The sequence below is a fragment of the Dyella humi genome (assembly GCF_044904605.1).
GTDB classification, from domain to species: domain Bacteria; phylum Pseudomonadota; class Gammaproteobacteria; order Xanthomonadales; family Rhodanobacteraceae; genus Dyella_B; species Dyella_B humi.
In genome coordinates, this window is record NZ_JADIKI010000019.1 from 14,854 (window position 1) to 31,773 (window position 16,920).

The window sequence follows — 16,920 nt, forward strand, 5'->3', positions numbered from 1 at the left end:
CGGCCCTCTCATCGCCACGTTCGATGGTAGAACGAGCCATTTGTTATGAAAAAAATCGCCAATGAAGGAGATAGTCGCTAATAGCTTATCCAAAGAAGAATATGCCGCATTTTTGGCGACTGTGCCACATTCGGCCTTTCATAAACTGGAGTGGCTGGCTGCATTGCAAGTAATTTATCCGTTGCAGATACAGCTCATTGGGTATTTTCAGGGTCAAGATCTCTTTGCTGTCACGCCGTTAATGGGACTGCGACGGGGACCATTTACGTTTTGGGGTGCGCCGATCAGAAAGTGTAATACGCCGCCTGCGACGATTTTTTGCTCACCTCGGAACGAGGCAGCCAAAGCACTCCCAGCCCTGCATATGTGGGTACGTCGTCAACGCTTAAGTTATGTACAGGTCACGTTACCTGACGAAAACAACCATGCGGAAGACTTAGCGGACAAAATTGAGGCGCTGGATAATCTTGAGCTCGATCTTTCCATGCCTCTTCAATCTATCTGGGATGGACTATCACAGCAAAGAGCAAGCGTCCGGAAAGCGGTAAAGTCCGGAGTGCATGTGCACTGGGGCTACCGATCAGAAATTCTTAGCGCTCAACGCAAAGTAGTCCAGGACACCTATCGTTTGCAGAGGATTGAACCAAATATTCCAGATAAGCTCTACGCCACATTGCTGACCACACAAAAGAGTAATGATGTCAGAGTGCTCTACGCGACTCACGAGGGGCGGATCGTAGCAATTGTGTGGGTCATCTGTGACGCAACTCGTTGTTATTATTGGGACGCGGCAGGACTTGCTGAAGCGCGGGAGTTGAATGCCAATCATCTTCTGGTTTGGTGCCTTATTCGCTGGGCTTCAAAGCATGGCTTCAAAACACTGGATCTTGTCGGTACCAGTATTGGTGGAAAAGGGGGGAGTCGCCCTGGCATTGGGCGTTTCAAGCAGTCCATGGGCGGTCGTCCTGTTGCTTATCGAATCGCTTATTGGTACTCCCCGTTCATGAAGATACTTTTTGCGTGTTATCGGCAAAGCCTCCAACTAAGCAAACGGCTCAAAGAGATACGGAGTGGAAAAGATGTTCGACATTCATGATTCCTCGCTTCGCCTTCAGCCTGCCAAGCCGTCGCACTATCTGTTATCGCCAGTCGTCCAACCGCAGTGGAGACTATCCGATCTTTGGCACCGTTCCGCTACCGACGAACTCGAAGCACTCCGCCAGAGGCTTTGCGAAAGCTACGGAGTGCGCCATTGCTTGTTGCTGGATCGGGCTCGCTCGGGACTCTACCTGCTTTGCAGAGCGTTTGGGTTGAATCGGGAATGGATCCTAACATCTGTAATGCATCGCCCTTCTGCGGTTGTTCTCAGCAACCACTCATCAGGACTTGCATTCGCAGACATAAACGAGGACATGACCATTGATCCTGTCTCGGTGGAGCGATTATTGACACCGCGCTCGTGTGCGATATTGGCTACACATACGTATGGTAAGGCGGCGGATGTCATTGCACTGCGCGCGCTTGCCGACAAGCATGGACTCGTGTTGATCGAAAACGCCGTGCATATGGCGGGAAAATACCAAGTTCATGGACAGACTCTCGGTTCATGGGGGGATGCAGCCATCGTAAGTTTCAATGTAGACAAACCTCTTGGGGGAATTCTTGGGGGCGCACTGCTCACAAATCGTGATGATATTTGGCAAGCCGTAAGTACCCAGCAACTCGGTCCGCCGAATACCAAGGAGATGCGAGAACGCATTCGCACCACCTTTACGGCCTACAGGCTCAAACCGTTGATACTACGGCTACCTGCAGGCCGCGAGCATCGTGCCGCTGCTGACGGTCTGACCGAGATCGAAAGTTTTGGCCTATCTACTTACCAGCGGTACACACCCCGTCAAATACACCCCACGCAAGCGCGAGTGGCACTCTCTTGCATGGACCGGGAAAAACATTCGGTTGAGCAACGTACCGATAATGCAGAAAAGCTTAATAGACAATTGGCACAGGATGATCGTTACGGGCTGCCACAATCCACCCCCGATCGTCCTCACACATTTACCTACTATCCACTGCTCGTGCGTAAAGGGCTGCGGCTAGAACTGGGCCAGCATCTGGCCGACGCTGGCATTGAAAGCAAGTGGCGCCTAGCGCCTCTGCACACACAAGAGGGCTTCACTGAGGCTCGACGAGATGACTTGACTCGGAGTGAAACTCTTTGGGGTCAACACTTGCTCCTACCCATGGGCCCTTCAATTACTCAAAGCCAGATCGATTACCTTGCCAACACATTGTTGCGCTGGAAGGTTTAGTCCGCACTTGGTTTGCTCAGCACAAAAACAAAGCCCGGCGCACACCAAGCCAAGCCGAGGAATATCTCTTTCGGAGTACCCGCAAATACCGATGCCGAGCGCCTCATGTTCTTTGCATAGAACGATGCAATCAATCTCTCACGTATGGCTAAAGAGTGTTTAAATCCTGCTCGAGCGAATGCACGTGTTAAGCGCCAATACGACCAGGAAAACGCGTCAAAACGCTCAATGCTTTTGGATCCCATTATCCTCATCAAGGCATGAGCCCGCTTACGCGGAATCCAATGTACGAACGGCCAAGAAATATGCGGCTCTATCGGCCACAGCAAGTTTGGCCCTGCAAAATAACACACGCCATGTGGCTTCAGGACTTGATAAATCGAATGCAGTAAGGCTTCTGGATCATCAACGTGTTCATACACTTGGTTGCATATGACCACATCAGCCGAATCCCTGCCTAGCAAACGCTCCAAATCGGCATACGTACCTTTGTGAAAGGCAATGTTCGGGCTTTCTTCGTGCACAGCCGACCATTCTTTCCACGGATCAGGATCGATACCAACTATACGCTTAGCTCGCGTCGCCATATTTTTCGCTATGACGCCATTTCCGCAACCGAGATCCAGCCAAAGCTCATCTTTCAAGCCATCGCCGCAATGCAGCAGCAACGTGGCCAAGATGTCCTGAGCTTTACGATCACGACCTTCTGGCCACCATCTAGGACTCGCCAGAGATTCAGGTTTTTCAGCCATTACTGAAGTGTCCCGACTATGTCCCTAGCGATTTGAGCGAGATCGAAGCGCGCCGCGTACTGGCATATACCCGCCTCAAAGAACCGCGGATTTGTTGACAATGCCAAACGTAACGCCTGACCTATTGCCACTCCAGAGACTTCACTCGCCGCGATGCCGCAAGGAGAGTCCGCGACTAGGCGTGGCAGATCGCCCACAGGAGTAACTACAACAGGACGACCTAGCTTCATTGCATCGGAAAACATAACGGGGATGCTTTCAATTCGAGAAGGAATAATTACCCAATCCGCACGTGCAATAGCTTCTTCCGCCTGTGATTTGTCTAGAAAACTGCCGTCTCTGACAGAGCGATCCAACTTTTGTAGTGCAGAAACACGCGAGCGAACCAACTCCTCCATCGGGCCGCCACCTTGTATGTCAACGCATTCAATCAATCCCCAATCCGCATCGGTTAATTGATCTAATGCATCCAACAACAAGTCTACTCCCTTGTTAGGGTGCCAACGGCCTAGAAACAACAACCGATAGGGTGGCGCCATTCTTGGCAACGTATGCTCACCAAGTCCAATGCGGCGCGCACTTGGTAGAAAGTTCACAGGCACTCCGCTTATGCGCCTCGCATCATCTGCGAGCAAGTAGCCATCCGCGTAAGCACGTGCTGCATTGCGAATCACACGGGCGAGGAAACCTCGGACAATAGGAATACGTCCCAACGACCATACATCACTTCCGAGCATCCAGGCCGAATAGTCGATGCCACACTCATGTGCAATGCGTCGCGCCCATTCTCCACATGGAAGTCCCCACAAAGCCAGGATATGGTTCGTATCATATGAAGTCGCTAAACGCGTAGCCGCTAACCCCCCGCGCATAATGCGCATGATCCATAGCAAGTCGTCTATGCGCCAAGGCTTTAGCGTGGACAGTGGTTGGGACGGAGATGCGTATCGATATACTGAAACTCGATCACCCCACGTCTCTTCCGCATTGCGTTCCCCAGGGGCAACTACACGCACTTCTACGTGTCTCGCTAGTTCATCCACCATATCAGCAACAAACGAGCCTGCCGCCTCACTGCCATCACGACGCATGGGGAATGAGCTGGTAACGACGACAAGCACCTCAGTCATGACAACTACCCCCGCATCTTTATTTCGACGCCTCAATGGCGTGTCCAGACGCCAATAGGCGATCTGCCCCAACGCATGTAAGTATCCAACCAAGAACATTGATGAGCGGGATAGCTAATATCAATAAAGGCGTGCATAGCAAACGCCAGCGACGAGTGCGCAGCGAAGCAAGCATTGTTTCTGCGCACGCAATGGCCCCAAGCAATGCAACTGCCTCGAACCCCGCATTCCGAGGAATCGGCTCACCTGGAATCAACCCCGATTCTTTCAGGGCTCGCACAAGTCCAGGGGCGGTATATCGACGATAATCATGTGGCGCGTCGTGTAGCGGGTAAAGAAACGGAACACTCAATAGAAGCCGTCCGTTTGGCCTTAGCACACGCTCGATCTCGGACAGCATTGCATCCGCATTATCTACATGTTCGAGCACTTCAAGCAGCAAAACTGTATCAAAGGTGTCGTCGGCAAACGGCAGATGCGTACCGCTAGCGAATACGTTTGGTCGCGTGTCATATAGATTCTGCGCGGTCGTGGGATAGTCCAGGCCAATATAATGGCAATCCTGGTGCAGAACCTCCCTGACCCATCCATCGGCGCAGCCAATATCTAGTACCAAGCCACGCGCCCTTACGTGAACCCATTCATGCGTACGATGTACGTCGCGAAACACGAACCATTGCGGATGAAATGGCGTTCGTTGAAGGGGCTTCATCAGCCTGCGAAGCATCGGCGCAAACTTGCCCATTGATTAGATACGCGCCTTATAAGTCAATACCGTAATTTGCTCCGAAACTAAACCGATCAAAAATACAACTACGGCGGCGCTCCACATCAATGTGCTCATATTGGTCAATCGACCTTCATGCATATAGGTCCATGCATAATTGGCGCAACCAAGCAAGAAAAATAATGCACTGACAGGAGCAAACAGTTTCAGCGGTGAATAAAGCGTGCCGATCTTGAAAATAATCAATAAGAATCGCAAGCCATCACGCAGCGGCCGTATGTGACTACTGCCCACACGCTGGGCAGCCTTGATGGGGATATATGCCACCGGATAAGCACTGCGAAAGAAAGCCATAGTGCTTGTGGTGGGATAACTGAATCCATTTGGCAACATATGCAGAAATTCGCGGAACTTGTCTGCACGCACCGCCCGGAATCCAGAGGTCAGATCGGCCACCATATGTCCGGTCATGCGCGATGCCAGCCAGTTATATAAGGTATTGGCCACTCCTCGCCCTATACCGGCCTGGCTTCCCCAGTCACGCGCCCCCACCACCATGTCGTACCCTTGATCAAGTTTCTCCAGCATGCGTGCGATGTCCCCTGGATCATGCTGGCCATCACCGTCCATGAACACCAGTACCTCCCTGGTGGCAACACGAGCACCGCGCTTGACCGCCGCGCCATTCCCCATTGAGTAAGGTGATGGAAGACGGCTTACCCCACAGTCGGCGCATATGGCCGCGGTATTGTCTGTAGAGCCGTCATCCACAACGATAATCTCGGCCGTGGGCTGCGCGGCTTTCAGACACGGCAGCAGAACCGCAAGCGCGGATGCCTCATTTTTAGCTGGCAAGATGATGCTGAGGGACAAACTGGTCGCTCCCTTGAGGAATAGCTGGATAATACCCTGGCGTTGTCATGTAGGCCATGGCAGTCCAAGCGGTAAGCCTGAAAGTGATGACTGTCCAACTTCAGCAGCACTCGAAACCATAATTTTCCACAAATTGCGTTTTGCAGCGTACCCGATACCGGTCGGCGGTGTTATCAGAGGTTGCGGACCGGGTCGTAGGTATTATAGGTCGTCCAAGCAGCGCAATATCAATTTAATCGTATGTGAAGCTGCTATTGAGGCTTGTCGTGGAATAGCTGATGACCGTCGAGCGGCTAAGTGCGCCATAGGTAGTGATGGTGCCGTTGATGCCGTGCGCGTCGCCGCGATCATCCGGTTGTCATTGCCGTTGCAGGTCGAAGCATGTGCATCGTTGTTGGTTTCGCTGGTAATGTCGACCGCATAGCCATGCGGTTTGCGGGCCATTTCACATATCAACTGCATACTCCATCGCCCGTTCACGATCGCCACACACCTCCTCGGCAGCGGCTACTAAGCGCACGACGTGATGCATGAGGGTTTGGACAGCAGTGGATTCGGAGTGATCGGAAAGCGTTTGTCGATCCATGCCGGCAATGTTTGCCAGCTCATTGATCGAGATAGATAGCTGTGAAGCCAGTTTGACTAGTGACAAGATGAGCGTATCGCTTTGTTGTAATTATTCGTTGAATGAAATCAGCATAACCAAAAAATCGAATTAATTTTGACAAATTCCATTCAATTTGCCATGGATTTTGATTTGGGCCAGACATTAGTGTGGTGTAACTCAACTGTTGAGCCAACCCCATTGCATCAATGACGATCATCGGATCGCTGCCTGCGTAGGCACAGACAATTGCCCCTGACACAATTCCGTCGTAGCGGAGCGGCTTTTCTCTAGACTTAGAGCCGGCTTGCAAGCCACTGATGAAGGACACCCCCGAGTCGATGCGATTTTCCCTAGATGCGAGTTAATGTCCAATTCGTCGCATAATAATCCATCTCAAAGCATGCCAACTACCAAATAATGCACCAAGCCAAGAACTACTATAAATACGCACTCATTACAAAGTCTTCGACTCCACGGTGATGCATCGACATCACCTCGCAAAAATTTCGCAAGCAGTGAAAGCGGAACACTAAAGAGCCCAAGAACACTCGGCATTCATTTCTATAAAAAAACATATGCCATACGCAAAGAAAAGAGCAGATAGGCAAATGCCGGAATAGTAAATACTGCGCTTTTAAATATTTTGCCAAGGGACATTGGATAACCTCGTAACATTGCTGCCCGGTCGATTTGAAAGATCGTCGAGTGCCGAATTCTGTTGTAGTCGTGCGTATAAATCGGCGGAAACGCGCCACCGCCCTGAAAATTGGTGACTTCCTGATATTCGTTGCCCGACCCAGCATCAATGGGGTCACCGATGCATATTTTTTTGCATGATAGGCCGTTGTTCTTGCGCGCCTTTTCGCCGGACAAGGTGTTGCAGCCGGTGCCGGCGCTGCTCATCACCGTCCCGGGGCCGCACGTGGGCGGCTGGTTGTTGACGATGCACTAGGCGTTGCTGCTCAGCGCAACGTCGCTTGGGCACTTGGCGGTAAGGTTGTTTTGGTTGCCGGCCGAGGCTCACGATCCGCGCGCACCGATCAATGCCAAATACTCCGGGAAGTAATACGTTTCGTAGCAATGCGTGAGACTGGCTTCGATCCAAGCGCAGAAAGTAGGAGGACCGTAGTTGGCGGGATAGCCGCTGGGTGCATTGCATGCGATCTCTGCCGCGCCGAGAGTGCGGAAGATAGTGGTGAAACCGCATTGGCCCCACCACGCCGCATAGGTTTGGGTGGCGGTGGTGCCACTAGCCGATGCTCTTTTATGAACCATCCAAGGGTGCAAAGCCATACCAACAGCGCGGCCGGCACCATACGAAATCGTTTCGCGCAGATATCCCTATCGCGAAGCTGTATAGATATCCAGCATCACCTGCCGCAAGCGTTCCGCCGAACCGGTCATCCGAAATAGGTGACATTTCCTTAACACTAGACCGTGTAGGGGAAGCTTTCTCCTACGGACAGGAGGAGTCTGACCATGTCGCGGCGCCTTGCCCCCGAGCAGACGAAGCTCCAGGCTGTTGAATAGGACACGTAAAAGCAATGGCTTGCTCAGGTGATGTACGGTAAATTCCCTACCAATCAGGGGGCTGGATCAAGTTCATCATGTCATCGCAACCACAATCGTCTGCCACGGGACTGTCGGGCATGGCTCGCCGGCTGGTGTCCGAGGGCATTTTGCCGGAAGCCGATGTGCGCAAAGCCGTCACCGATTCCGCTCAAAGCAAAAAGACGCTCACCATCTGGCTACTGGAGCAGAACCTAGTTGATGGCCATCGGCTAGCCCAGGTGGCGTCGGCAGAATTCGGTATGCCCATTATGGATGTTAGCGCGCTGACACCAGCGAGCATGCCGCTTAATTTGATCAGCCAGGAACTGATCAGCAAGCATCAGGCATTGCCGCTTCTTAAGCGTGGCAAGCGGCTGTTCGTAGGTATTTCGGATCCTATGCAGTTGCATGCTTTGGATGAAATTAAATTTCATTCGAACTGTATGGTCGAACCCATCCTGGTCGACCGTGCTCAACTAAGTCGAGCCATCGACAATGCGATGAGCACACTCAATAACGTAACGCCCGATATGGGTGGGGGTGACCTGGAAGATCTAGCCCTGGAGTCCGTGGACGAAGACGGTGAGGGAGCAGGTACAGGTATCGACGCCACCGGCGGCGATGACGCCCCGGTGGTGAAGTTCGTCAACAAGATTCTGGTGGACGCTATCCGCCGAGGCGCTTCGGACATTCACTTCGAGCCATACGAGAACCAATACCGCGTACGCCTGCGTATGGACGGTATGTTGCGCGCGGTAGCCAGTCCGCCGCCCAAACTAGCCAACCGCATGGCCTCGCGCCTGAAGGTGATGGCTGGCTTAGACATCGCCGAGCGCCGTGTGCCGCAGGACGGCCGTATCAAGCTCAACCTGTCTAAGAGCCATGCGATGGACTTCCGCGTCAGCACACTGCCGACCCTGTTCGGCGAAAAGGTCGTGCTGCGTATTCTGGACAGTTCCTCGGCCAAGCTAGGCATCGATAAGCTGGGCTATGACGAAGACCAGAAACAGCTTTACCTGGACGCTATCCACAAGCCCTATGGCATGGTGCTGGTCACTGGCCCAACCGGTTCAGGTAAAACAGTCTCGCTGTATACCGCGCTGAATATTCTGAACACAGCGGAACGCAACATCTCCACCGTGGAAGATCCAGTGGAAATCCGTGTGGAAGGCATCAACCAGGTGCAGCAGAACGTCAAGCGCGGCATGACCTTCGCGGCGGCACTGCGCTCATTCCTGCGCCAGGACCCGGACGTGATCATGGTCGGCGAAATCCGTGACCTGGAGACGGCCGAGATCGCCATCAAGGCGGCCCAGACCGGCCACATGGTGCTCTCGACTCTGCATACGAACGACGCCCCGCAGACCATCGCGCGCCTGATGAACATGGGCATCCCGCCCTATAGCATCACCTCATCTGTGACGCTAGTTATTGCCCAACGACTGGCACGACGCCTGCATAGCTGCAAGAAGCCGATAAGCCTGCCGCCGCAGGCGCTGCTGGCGGCGGGCTTTACGCAGCAGGATATCGATGAAGGCTTCGTCGTCTACGAAGCCGTGGGTTGCCCCGATTGCAACGAGGGCTACAAGGGGCGCGTGGGCATCTATCAGGTAATGCCGATGGTGGAGGAGATCCAGAAGATCGTGCTGGAAGGCGGCAACGCCCTACAGATCGCAGAGGTCGCTCGCAGGATCGGTATCAACGATCTGCGCGCGTCGGCCCTGCTGAAGGTCAAGGCGGGAGTTACCGGCCTTGCGGAAATCGATCGCGTGACCAAGGATTGATGACAGATCGCGATCGTTTTCATACCAGACTTGCGCCGGAGGCCACGAAATGGGTCGCCAAAGTACCGTAAGCTGGTGATTGTCTTGCCCGCTACGCCCACATCTGGCGTCGGGTCCGATTCATTGGGGGATTAGACATCATGGCCACGGTTACCGCCGCCACCAAGAACACCCGACAGCAGGCCGCCCAGCGCGCCCAGATCACGCAGATGCCCACCTATGAGTGGGTGGCGCTGGATAAACGCGGCAAACGCATGAAGGGTGCGATGCCAGCGAAGAATGCTTCGCTGGTAAAAGCCGAACTGCGCCGGCAGGGCATGAATCCGCAGACGGTGAAGGAGCGCACCAAACCACTATTCGGCAGTTCCGGCAGCGCCGTCAAGCCGCGCGATATAGCTATCTTCAGCCGCCAGATCGCCACCATGATGGCCTCCGGCGTACCGATGGTGCAGTCTTTCGACATCATTGCGGACGGCCAGAAAAATCCCCGCTTCAAGAACATGCTGATCCAGGTGAAGCAAGGCATCGAGGGCGGCTCCACGCTCCATGAAGCGCTGGGCCAATTCCCTGTGCAGTTCGACGAGCTTTACCGTAACCTCGTGCGCGCCGGCGAATCGGCGGGTGTGCTCGATACGATCCTCGACACGGTGGCCACGTACAAGGAAAAGACCGAAGCCATCAAGGCCAAGATCAAAAAGGCGCTGTTCTACCCAGTCATGGTGCTGGTCGTGGCTTTTCTCGTTTGCATGGTCATGCTGCTGTTCGTGGTACCCGTGTTTGCGAAGACGTTCAAAGACGCTGGCGCTGAATTGCCGGCACCCACGCAAGTCATTGTCTCAATGTCGGAGTTCATGAGGGACTACTGGTGGGTCGTGATTTTCGGCATGGTCGGTAGCATCGTTGCCCTTGTCATGGCCAAGAGTCGCTCAGTGAAATTCGCGCATTTCCTCGACCGCGTCACATTAAAGCTCCCGGTCATGGGCAACATTCTCCGCCAGTCCGCCATCGCACGTTTCTCACGCACACTCGGTGTTACGTTTAAGGCAGGTGTTCCTTTGGTCGAAGCCATGGATGCCGTTGCGGGAGCTACAGGCAGCGTCGTCTACGCAGAAGCCGTGCATCAGATGCGCGATGACGTAGCCGTCGGTCACCAATTGCAGCTGGCCATGCGTCAGACCGGTTTGTTCCCCAACATGGTCGTGCAAATGATCGCCATCGGTGAGGAATCCGGTGCGTTGGACCATATGCTGTTCAAGTGCGCAGAGTTCTACGAAGAAGAAGTCAACAACGCAGTTGACACCCTGGCCTCGCTGCTTGAGCCGTTGATGATGGTGATCCTTGGCGTACTGGTCGGTGGCATGGTAGTTGCGTTGTATCTACCTATCTTCAAACTCGCCAGCACTGTCTAATACATCCGCGCGCCACATGATTGCCGCCAAGCGGCGGTAATGTGGCGCGTTTTCATACCCATGGTTCACGCATGCCCGATTTGCCGCTCACAATCTGGATTGTCGTCGCAGGCGTGCTTGGCCTGATCGTAGGCAGTTTTCTCAACGTCGTGATCCTGCGCCTGCCGGCCCGGCTGGATGCTTTCTGGCGACGGGAAGCGCATGACGTCCTGGGCCTCGAACTGCCTGAAGAATCCCTGCCACCAGGCATCGTCCGCGAGGGTTCGCACTGCCCGCATTGCAAACATTCGCTGGCTGTCCGCGACAACATCCCACTGTTTGGATGGCTTTTGTTGCGTGGACGCTGCCGCTATTGCCAGGTACCCATATCCATTCAATATCCATTGATCGAACTGCTGACCGGCATCCTCAGCGCCATCATCATCTGGAAATTCGGCCCCACCTGGGCTGGCCTCGCAGGCATGTTCCTTACCTGGGCTCTGGTCTCGCTGTCAGGCATCGATTTCCGCACGCAGCTGTTGCCGGACCAGATCACCCTACCCCTGTTATGGGCAGGCTTGCTGTTGAGCCTCATCCACCTTTTCGTCGAACCGCCAGCATCGATCCTCGGCGCTGCGATCGGCTACCTCAGCCTGTGGAGCGTGTACTGGCTATTCAAGTTGCTCACCGGCAAGGAAGGTATGGGCTTTGGGGATTTCAAATTGCTTGCCGCGCTCGGTGCCTGGATGGGGCCGATGGCGTTGTTGCCGGTGATCCTGCTTTCTTCGTTTATCGGCGCGCTGGTGGGCGGCACGTTGATCGCCCTGCGCAAACATGGGCGTGAAGTGCCGATGCCGTTCGGCCCATTCATCGCCATGGCGGGATGGGTTTGGTTCATTGCGGGCGGTCAGTTGTGGCATGCCTACATGAGCTTCACCGGGATGCGATGAGCAAGACCATGCCGTTTACAGTGGCGCTTACCGGTGGCATCGCTTCTGGCAAGAGCGCGGTGGAGCAACGCTTCAAGGCGCACGGTGTGCACGTGTTGGATGCCGATCAGGCATCGCGGGTGGTGGTGGAAGTTGGCAACGATGGATTGGCGGCGATCGTCGCCGCATTCGGCAGCGAGGTGCTGGATGCCAAGGGCCGGCTCGATCGTCCGCGGATGCGCGAGCGCGTCTTTGTCGATCCGACCGCGCGCAAGACGCTGGAATCTATCGTGCACCCGCGCGTGCGGCAGTGGCTGCTGGAACGCGCGCAATCCGACGAAGGCCCGTACGTAATGCTGGCCATTCCGCTGCTGGCCGAGAACATCGGGCATTACCGCTGGGTGGATCGGATCGCGGTGGTGGACGTGCCGGAGGCCACCCAGTTGCAACGCCTGATGCAGCGCGACGGCATGGACGAGGACCTGGCCGTCCGCATCCTTGCCACCCAGACTTCCCGCACCGCCCGCCTGGCGTTGGCGGATGACGTGATCGATAACAACGGTCCGGAATCGGCCTTGGAATCGCAAGTGGCTGCCCTACATCAGCGTTACCTGGCCCTAGCCGCCGCCCGCAGTTGAGCGCGTCGTTGTTACGCGGCTGCTCTGACCTGTTCAGAGCATCCTTCCCCTTCAAACGGTTAAACTTCGGGATTCCCGCTCCTTCTGCGAACTCCTGACCCGATGTCCACCTCGTCCGCTGCCGCTAAGCCTGCTGCAACCCCTGAGACCGACGCGCCGCGCGATTTCATCCGTCAGATCATTCGCGAGGACTTGGCCAGCGGCAAACACACCGCCATCCGCACGCGCTTTCCGCCCGAGCCCAATGGCTACCTGCACATCGGCCATGCCAAGGCGATCTGCCTGGATTTCGGCATCGCCCGTGAGTTCGCCGGCTGGTGCAATCTGCGCCTGGACGACACCAACCCCGGCAAGGAAGACCCCGAGTTCGTCGAAGGCATCAAGGACGACGTGCGCTGGCTGGGCTACGACTGGCACGACCTGCGCCATGCCTCCGACTACTTCGAGGTGCTCTACCGCGCTGCCATCAAGCTGATCCAGGACGGCCACGCCTACGTGGACGACCTCAGCGCGGAGGAGATGCGCGAATACCGCGGCACTCTCACCGAACCAGGTCGCAATTCGCCCCACCGCGACCGCAGCGTGGACGAGAACCTGGATTTGTTCCGCCGCATACGCGCTGGCGAATTCGCGGACGGTAGCAAGACGTTGCGCGCCAAGATCGACATGGCCTCCGGCAACATGAACATGCGCGACCCGGCCATCTACCGCATCCGCAAGGTCACCCACCAGAACACGGGCGACCAGTGGCCGATCTACCCGATGTACGACTACGCGCATTGCCTTTCGGATGCGCTGGAAGGCATCACCCATTCGCTGTGCACGCTGGAGTTCGAGGATCACCGCCCGCTCTACGATTGGTTCGTGGACAAAGTGGACCTGCCCAACCATCCGGAACTGTGGGAACACATGCGCCAGGCCGGTTTTCGCACCGAGCCGGCCAAGCCGCGCCAGATCGAGTTCTCGCGCCTGAACCTCACTTACAGCATCACCAGCAAGCGCAAACTGGCCCAGCTGGTGAACGAAGGTCTGGTCGACGGCTGGGACGACCCGCGCATGAACACCCTGCGCGGCCTGCGCCGCCGCGGCTTCACGCCCAGCGGCATCCGCCTGCTGATCGAACGGCTGGGCGTGAGCAAGCAGAACAGCGTGATCGACTACGCCATCCTCGAAAACTGCGTGCGCGAGGATCTGGACGCCACCGCCCCGCGCCGCATGGCGGTGATCGATCCGCTGAAGCTGGTGATCACTAACCTGCCGGACGGCCACGAGGAATCGCTCACCTTCCCCAATCATCCCAAGGACGAAAGCGTCGGCACGCGCCAAGTACCCTTCTCGCGCGAGCTGTGGATCGAGCGCGAGGATTTCGCCGAGGTGCCGCCGAAGGGCTTCCATCGCCTAAAACCCGATGGCGAAGTGCGCCTGCGCGGCGTAGGTATCGTGAAGTGCGAACAGATCATCAAGGCCGCCGACGGCAGCGTGACGGAAGTGCATTGCACGCTCGATCCCGAATCCCGCGCCGGCATGCCCGGCGCCGATCGGAAGGTGAAAGGCACCATCCACTGGGTCAGCGCCAAGCACGGCGTCGCCGCGGAAATCCGCCTGTACGACCGCCTGTTCAACGTAGCCACGCCGGATGACGAAAGCGACGGCAAAAGCTGGATCGAACACATCAACCCGGACGCCAAGCGCATCGTACGCGGCTGGCTGGAGCACTCCGCCGCGCAAGCCGCGCCAGAACAGCGCTACCAGTTCGAACGCCTGGGCTACTTCGTGGCGGATCGCCTGGATCACCGCTCGGAAGCCCCCGTGTTCAACCGTGCCGTCACCCTCCGTGATACCTGGGCCAAGCAGGCGGCGGGTTGAGGGTAGGCTGAGCGCATGCTGCCGCTGCAGATTCACCTCACCCTGCCGCCCTGGATCGAAGACGTCGCCATTACAAGCCGGCGATACCTTACGGACGAGGAGCGCGTGGGGCTGGCGATCGAGCTGTCGCGACGCAACATCGAACACGGCCAGGGCGGCCCCTTCGGCGCTGCCGTGTTCGATGAACATGGGCGCCTGATTGCCGCCGCCGCCAACCGAGTGATTCCGCAGACCTGTTCCGTGGCCCACGCCGAGATGCTGGCCTACATGGCCGCCCAGCAGCGCCTTGCCAGCTATCGCCTCAACGAACAAGGCGGCCACTACACCCTGGCCACCAGCGCGCAGCCCTGCTGCCAATGCTATGGCGCCACTTTCTGGGCTGGTGTCGACACCTTGCTGATCGGCGCCCGGGGGGAAGACGTGGAAGAACTCACCACCTTCGACGAAGGTCCCCTGCCCGCCGACTGGACCGGCGAGCTGGAGCGCCGCGGCATCGCCGTGCGGCGTGACATCCTGCGCGAAGAGGCGCGCAACGTGCTCGCCGCTTACGGTGCCCGAGGGGAAACATATTGAAACGCCTACGCGCCGCGCTGCCGCTGCTGCTGCTGATCGCGGCGGGCTTTGTACTGTTGGCCTCGGGTGTGTTCGACCGCATTCACCCTGAGCAGCTCGTCAAGCATCAGCACGAGTTGCACGCGCATCTCGCCGAGCATCCCTGGATGAGCCGCCTGGCCTACATCGGCCTGCTGGTGTTGGCGACCTGCACGGGCGTTCCCGTCACCATCCTGCTGATCCTCGCGGCCGGGTTTGCCTTCGGCATCGTGGAGGGCACGACGTATTCGTCCATCGGGCTTACCCTCGGCTCACTCATCTTGTTCCTCGCCAGCCGCTACGCCTTCGGCGCGGGCAGCAAGCACCCACCCGCCCTCGTGGACAAACTGCACCACGGCTTCGAACGTCATCCGGTGGTCTACACGCTGTTCCTGAGATTGGTCCCGGTCGCACCGTTCGGACTGGTCACCATGGCGCTCGCCTGGTTGCGCTGTTCGCTGTGGCTGTTCCTTGGTGCCACTTGGTTCGGCGGCACGCTGATGCTGCTGTTCGAAACATCCGTGGGCGCGGGCTTAGGACGTGCACTCGCTCATGGGCGTCACGTTGGCTTTGGCTTGATCTTCGACCCCGACGTGATCGCACCGCTCGGCGTGCTCGCGCTGCTGTCGCTGGCGCCACTGGTAATGGAGCGGTTCAAGTCACGCTGGCATCCGTCGACGCCGCGCGCGGATGACTCGACCGATCAGTCTTGAGTCGTCATTGCGTCCGCGAATTTAGGATTCGAGGACATTGCTTCAGTGAACATCGCGCAAAAAAAGAAGGTTCTGCAGCGATGCAGAACCTTCTATATGTGGTGGGCCGTGACAGATTCGAACTGTCGACCAATAGATTAAAAGTCTACTGCTCTACCGACTGAGCTAACGGCCCGAAAGAAAGTTAGTCGGCCATTTTATGGCCTGGACGCCCGCGGCACAAGCTGACGGTTAGGCGTAATGGGTGGGGTCGGGCAAACCGGCCTCGCGGAAACCTTGCGCACGCAGGCGGCAGGCATCGCAGTGGCCGCAGGCACGGCCTTCCGCGTCGGCCTGGTAGCAGCTGACCGTGGCGGAGAAATCCACGCCCAGGCGATGGCCTTCGCGGGCGATGTCGGCCTTGCTCATGGCCATTAGCGGCGCGTGGATACGGATGCCCGCGCCTTCCACGCCGGCCTTGGTGGCGATGTTGGCGAGATGTTCGAAGGCTTCGACGAAGGCCGGGCGGCAGTCGGGATATCCCGAGTAATCCACGGCATTCACGCCGCACCAGATATCGGTGGAACCGAGCACTTCGGCCCAGCCCAGCGCCACGGAAAGCATGATGGTGTTGCGCGCCGGCACGTAAGTGATCGGAATGCCTTCGCCACCCTGCTCCGGTACGTCGATGTCCGCTGTGAGCGCGGAGCCGCCGATGGTGCGCAGGTCCACATGTACGGTTTTGTGTTGGACAGCGCCGAGCATGTGGGCGACACGCGCGGCTGCATCCAGCTCGGAACTATGGCGCTGACCATAGGCGACGCTCAGTGCAAGCACCTCATAGCCTTGTTCGCGCGCGATGGCGATGGTGACGGCCGAATCCATGCCTCCTGAAACGAGGATGACGGCCTTGCGGGGTTTGGAAGCTGACATGGTAATTCCAAGTGCAGAAGAACGGCCGGTCACCGGCCGGGAACGCTGACCGGCAACACAGGCCGGGGCGCATGGTTTTATCTCTCCACGTAATGGAGAACTTCATCTCGTCCTTATGGCGAAGCGAGCTCACACATTTCGCACAAG

Annotated in this window: 17 protein-coding genes and 1 tRNA gene; 9 read left to right on the forward strand and 9 right to left on the reverse strand. The window is 56.8% G+C overall.

The window, feature by feature from the left end:
- The first annotated feature begins 61 nt into the window (after positions 1-61).
- Both ISP18_RS00240 and ISP18_RS00245 read left to right on the forward strand, forming a co-directional pair.
- Positions 62-1,096 (forward strand): lipid II:glycine glycyltransferase FemX, encoded by a 1,035-nt coding sequence (locus tag ISP18_RS00240; RefSeq protein WP_380007468.1) that lies wholly within the window; start codon positions 62-64, stop codon positions 1,094-1,096.
- Positions 1,080-2,312 (forward strand): DegT/DnrJ/EryC1/StrS family aminotransferase, encoded by a 1,233-nt coding sequence (locus ISP18_RS00245; RefSeq protein ID WP_380007465.1) that lies wholly within the window; start codon positions 1,080-1,082, stop codon positions 2,310-2,312. Before ISP18_RS00240 ends, ISP18_RS00245 begins: the two co-directional genes overlap by 17 nt.
- On the opposite strand, the gene ISP18_RS00250 is transcribed toward ISP18_RS00245, so the two are convergent.
- The 7 genes from ISP18_RS00250 to ISP18_RS00280 form a co-directional block, all read right to left on the reverse strand.
- A complete protein-coding gene (locus ISP18_RS00250) occupies positions 2,309-3,064 on the reverse strand; it encodes a class I SAM-dependent methyltransferase (RefSeq protein ID WP_380007462.1) in 756 nt (251 codons plus the stop codon). The two genes, ISP18_RS00245 and ISP18_RS00250, sit on opposite strands and share 4 nt — an antisense overlap.
- Positions 3,064-4,293, reverse strand: a complete 1,230-nt coding sequence (locus tag ISP18_RS00255) for a glycosyltransferase (RefSeq protein ID WP_404559226.1) — start codon at positions 4,291-4,293, stop codon at positions 3,064-3,066. The genes ISP18_RS00250 and ISP18_RS00255 overlap by 1 nt, the downstream gene beginning before the upstream one ends.
- Entirely contained in the window at positions 4,214-4,939 is a 726-nt protein-coding gene (locus ISP18_RS00260; protein ID WP_380007459.1) for a class I SAM-dependent methyltransferase, read from the reverse strand. The genes ISP18_RS00255 and ISP18_RS00260 overlap by 80 nt, the downstream gene beginning before the upstream one ends.
- Positions 4,940-4,942: 3 nt before the next feature.
- Positions 4,943-5,794 (reverse strand): glycosyltransferase family 2 protein, encoded by an 852-nt coding sequence (locus ISP18_RS00265; protein WP_380007456.1) that lies wholly within the window; start codon positions 5,792-5,794, stop codon positions 4,943-4,945.
- Between the two features lie 605 nt (positions 5,795-6,399).
- Positions 6,400-6,729 carry a hypothetical protein gene (locus tag ISP18_RS00270; protein ID WP_380007453.1) on the reverse strand — a complete coding sequence of 110 codons (330 nt, stop codon included), beginning with the start codon at positions 6,727-6,729 and terminating at the stop codon, positions 6,400-6,402.
- Between the two features lie 233 nt (positions 6,730-6,962).
- Positions 6,963-7,304, reverse strand: coding sequence for a hypothetical protein (locus ISP18_RS00275; RefSeq protein WP_380007450.1), 342 nt, complete (start codon positions 7,302-7,304; stop codon positions 6,963-6,965).
- A 117-nt stretch (positions 7,305-7,421) separates the two neighbouring features.
- Positions 7,422-7,676: a hypothetical protein gene (locus ISP18_RS00280; protein WP_380007447.1), complete on the reverse strand. Its 255-nt coding sequence runs from the start codon at positions 7,674-7,676 to the stop codon at positions 7,422-7,424.
- Positions 7,677-8,008: 332 nt separating this feature from the next.
- On the opposite strand from ISP18_RS00280, the gene pilB reads away from it, so the two are divergent.
- The 7 genes from pilB to ISP18_RS00315 all read left to right on the forward strand — a co-directional run bounded on the left by pilB (position 8,009) and on the right by ISP18_RS00315 (position 15,861).
- On the forward strand, positions 8,009-9,736 hold the full coding sequence (gene pilB, locus ISP18_RS00285) for a type IV-A pilus assembly ATPase PilB (RefSeq protein ID WP_380007444.1): 1,728 nt from the start codon (positions 8,009-8,011) through the stop codon (positions 9,734-9,736).
- Between the two features lie 140 nt (positions 9,737-9,876).
- Positions 9,877-11,145 carry a type II secretion system F family protein gene (locus tag ISP18_RS00290; protein WP_380007441.1) on the forward strand — a complete coding sequence of 423 codons (1,269 nt, stop codon included), beginning with the start codon at positions 9,877-9,879 and terminating at the stop codon, positions 11,143-11,145.
- A 71-nt stretch (positions 11,146-11,216) separates the two neighbouring features.
- Entirely contained in the window at positions 11,217-12,074 is an 858-nt protein-coding gene (locus tag ISP18_RS00295) for a prepilin peptidase (protein WP_380007438.1), read from the forward strand.
- Positions 12,071-12,691, forward strand: a complete 621-nt coding sequence (gene coaE, locus ISP18_RS00300) for a dephospho-CoA kinase (RefSeq protein WP_380007435.1) — start codon at positions 12,071-12,073, stop codon at positions 12,689-12,691. The genes ISP18_RS00295 and coaE overlap by 4 nt, the downstream gene beginning before the upstream one ends.
- Positions 12,692-12,793: 102 nt before the next feature.
- On the forward strand, positions 12,794-14,557 hold the full coding sequence (locus ISP18_RS00305) for a glutamine--tRNA ligase/YqeY domain fusion protein (RefSeq protein ID WP_380007432.1): 1,764 nt from the start codon (positions 12,794-12,796) through the stop codon (positions 14,555-14,557).
- 15 nt (positions 14,558-14,572) lie between these two features.
- Positions 14,573-15,130, forward strand: coding sequence for a nucleoside deaminase (locus tag ISP18_RS00310; RefSeq protein WP_380007428.1), 558 nt, complete (start codon positions 14,573-14,575; stop codon positions 15,128-15,130).
- Positions 15,127-15,861: a TVP38/TMEM64 family protein gene (locus ISP18_RS00315; protein WP_380007425.1), complete on the forward strand. Its 735-nt coding sequence runs from the start codon at positions 15,127-15,129 to the stop codon at positions 15,859-15,861. Before ISP18_RS00310 ends, ISP18_RS00315 begins: the two co-directional genes overlap by 4 nt.
- 99 nt (positions 15,862-15,960) lie before the next feature.
- On the opposite strand, the gene ISP18_RS00320 is transcribed toward ISP18_RS00315, so the two are convergent.
- Positions 15,961-16,036: transfer RNA gene (locus ISP18_RS00320), tRNA-Lys, on the reverse strand.
- Between the two features lie 56 nt (positions 16,037-16,092).
- The gene (queC, locus tag ISP18_RS00325; protein ID WP_380007422.1) at positions 16,093-16,773 is read right to left on the reverse strand and encodes a 7-cyano-7-deazaguanine synthase QueC; all 681 of its coding nucleotides are present in this window, start codon (positions 16,771-16,773) and stop codon (positions 16,093-16,095) included.
- Between the last annotated feature and the right edge of the window lie 147 nt (positions 16,774-16,920).

Excerpts from the sequence above, each read along its gene's own strand:
- ISP18_RS00260 (WP_380007459.1), bottom strand. The coding sequence starts at position 4,939 with ATGGGCAAGTTTGCGCCGATGCTTCGCAGGCTGATGAAGCCCCTTCAA.
- coaE (WP_380007435.1), top strand. The coding sequence starts at position 12,071 with ATGAGCAAGACCATGCCGTTTACAGTGGCGCTTACCGGTGGCATCGCT.
- ISP18_RS00310 (WP_380007428.1), top strand. The coding sequence starts at position 14,573 with ATGCTGCCGCTGCAGATTCACCTCACCCTGCCGCCCTGGATCGAAGAC.
- ISP18_RS00240 (WP_380007468.1), top strand. The coding sequence starts at position 62 with ATGAAGGAGATAGTCGCTAATAGCTTATCCAAAGAAGAATATGCCGCA.
- ISP18_RS00255 (WP_404559226.1), bottom strand. The coding sequence starts at position 4,293 with ATGTTCTTGGTTGGATACTTACATGCGTTGGGGCAGATCGCCTATTGG.
- ISP18_RS00290 (WP_380007441.1), top strand. The coding sequence starts at position 9,877 with ATGGCCACGGTTACCGCCGCCACCAAGAACACCCGACAGCAGGCCGCC.
- ISP18_RS00280 (WP_380007447.1), bottom strand. The coding sequence starts at position 7,676 with ATGGTTCATAAAAGAGCATCGGCTAGTGGCACCACCGCCACCCAAACC.
- ISP18_RS00250 (WP_380007462.1), bottom strand. The coding sequence starts at position 3,064 with ATGGCTGAAAAACCTGAATCTCTGGCGAGTCCTAGATGGTGGCCAGAA.
- ISP18_RS00295 (WP_380007438.1), top strand. The coding sequence starts at position 11,217 with ATGCCCGATTTGCCGCTCACAATCTGGATTGTCGTCGCAGGCGTGCTT.
- ISP18_RS00305 (WP_380007432.1), top strand. The coding sequence starts at position 12,794 with ATGTCCACCTCGTCCGCTGCCGCTAAGCCTGCTGCAACCCCTGAGACC.
- ISP18_RS00275 (WP_380007450.1), bottom strand. The coding sequence starts at position 7,304 with ATGAGCAGCGCCGGCACCGGCTGCAACACCTTGTCCGGCGAAAAGGCG.
- queC (WP_380007422.1), bottom strand. The coding sequence starts at position 16,773 with ATGTCAGCTTCCAAACCCCGCAAGGCCGTCATCCTCGTTTCAGGAGGC.
- pilB (WP_380007444.1), top strand. The coding sequence starts at position 8,009 with ATGTCATCGCAACCACAATCGTCTGCCACGGGACTGTCGGGCATGGCT.
- ISP18_RS00245 (WP_380007465.1), top strand. The coding sequence starts at position 1,080 with ATGTTCGACATTCATGATTCCTCGCTTCGCCTTCAGCCTGCCAAGCCG.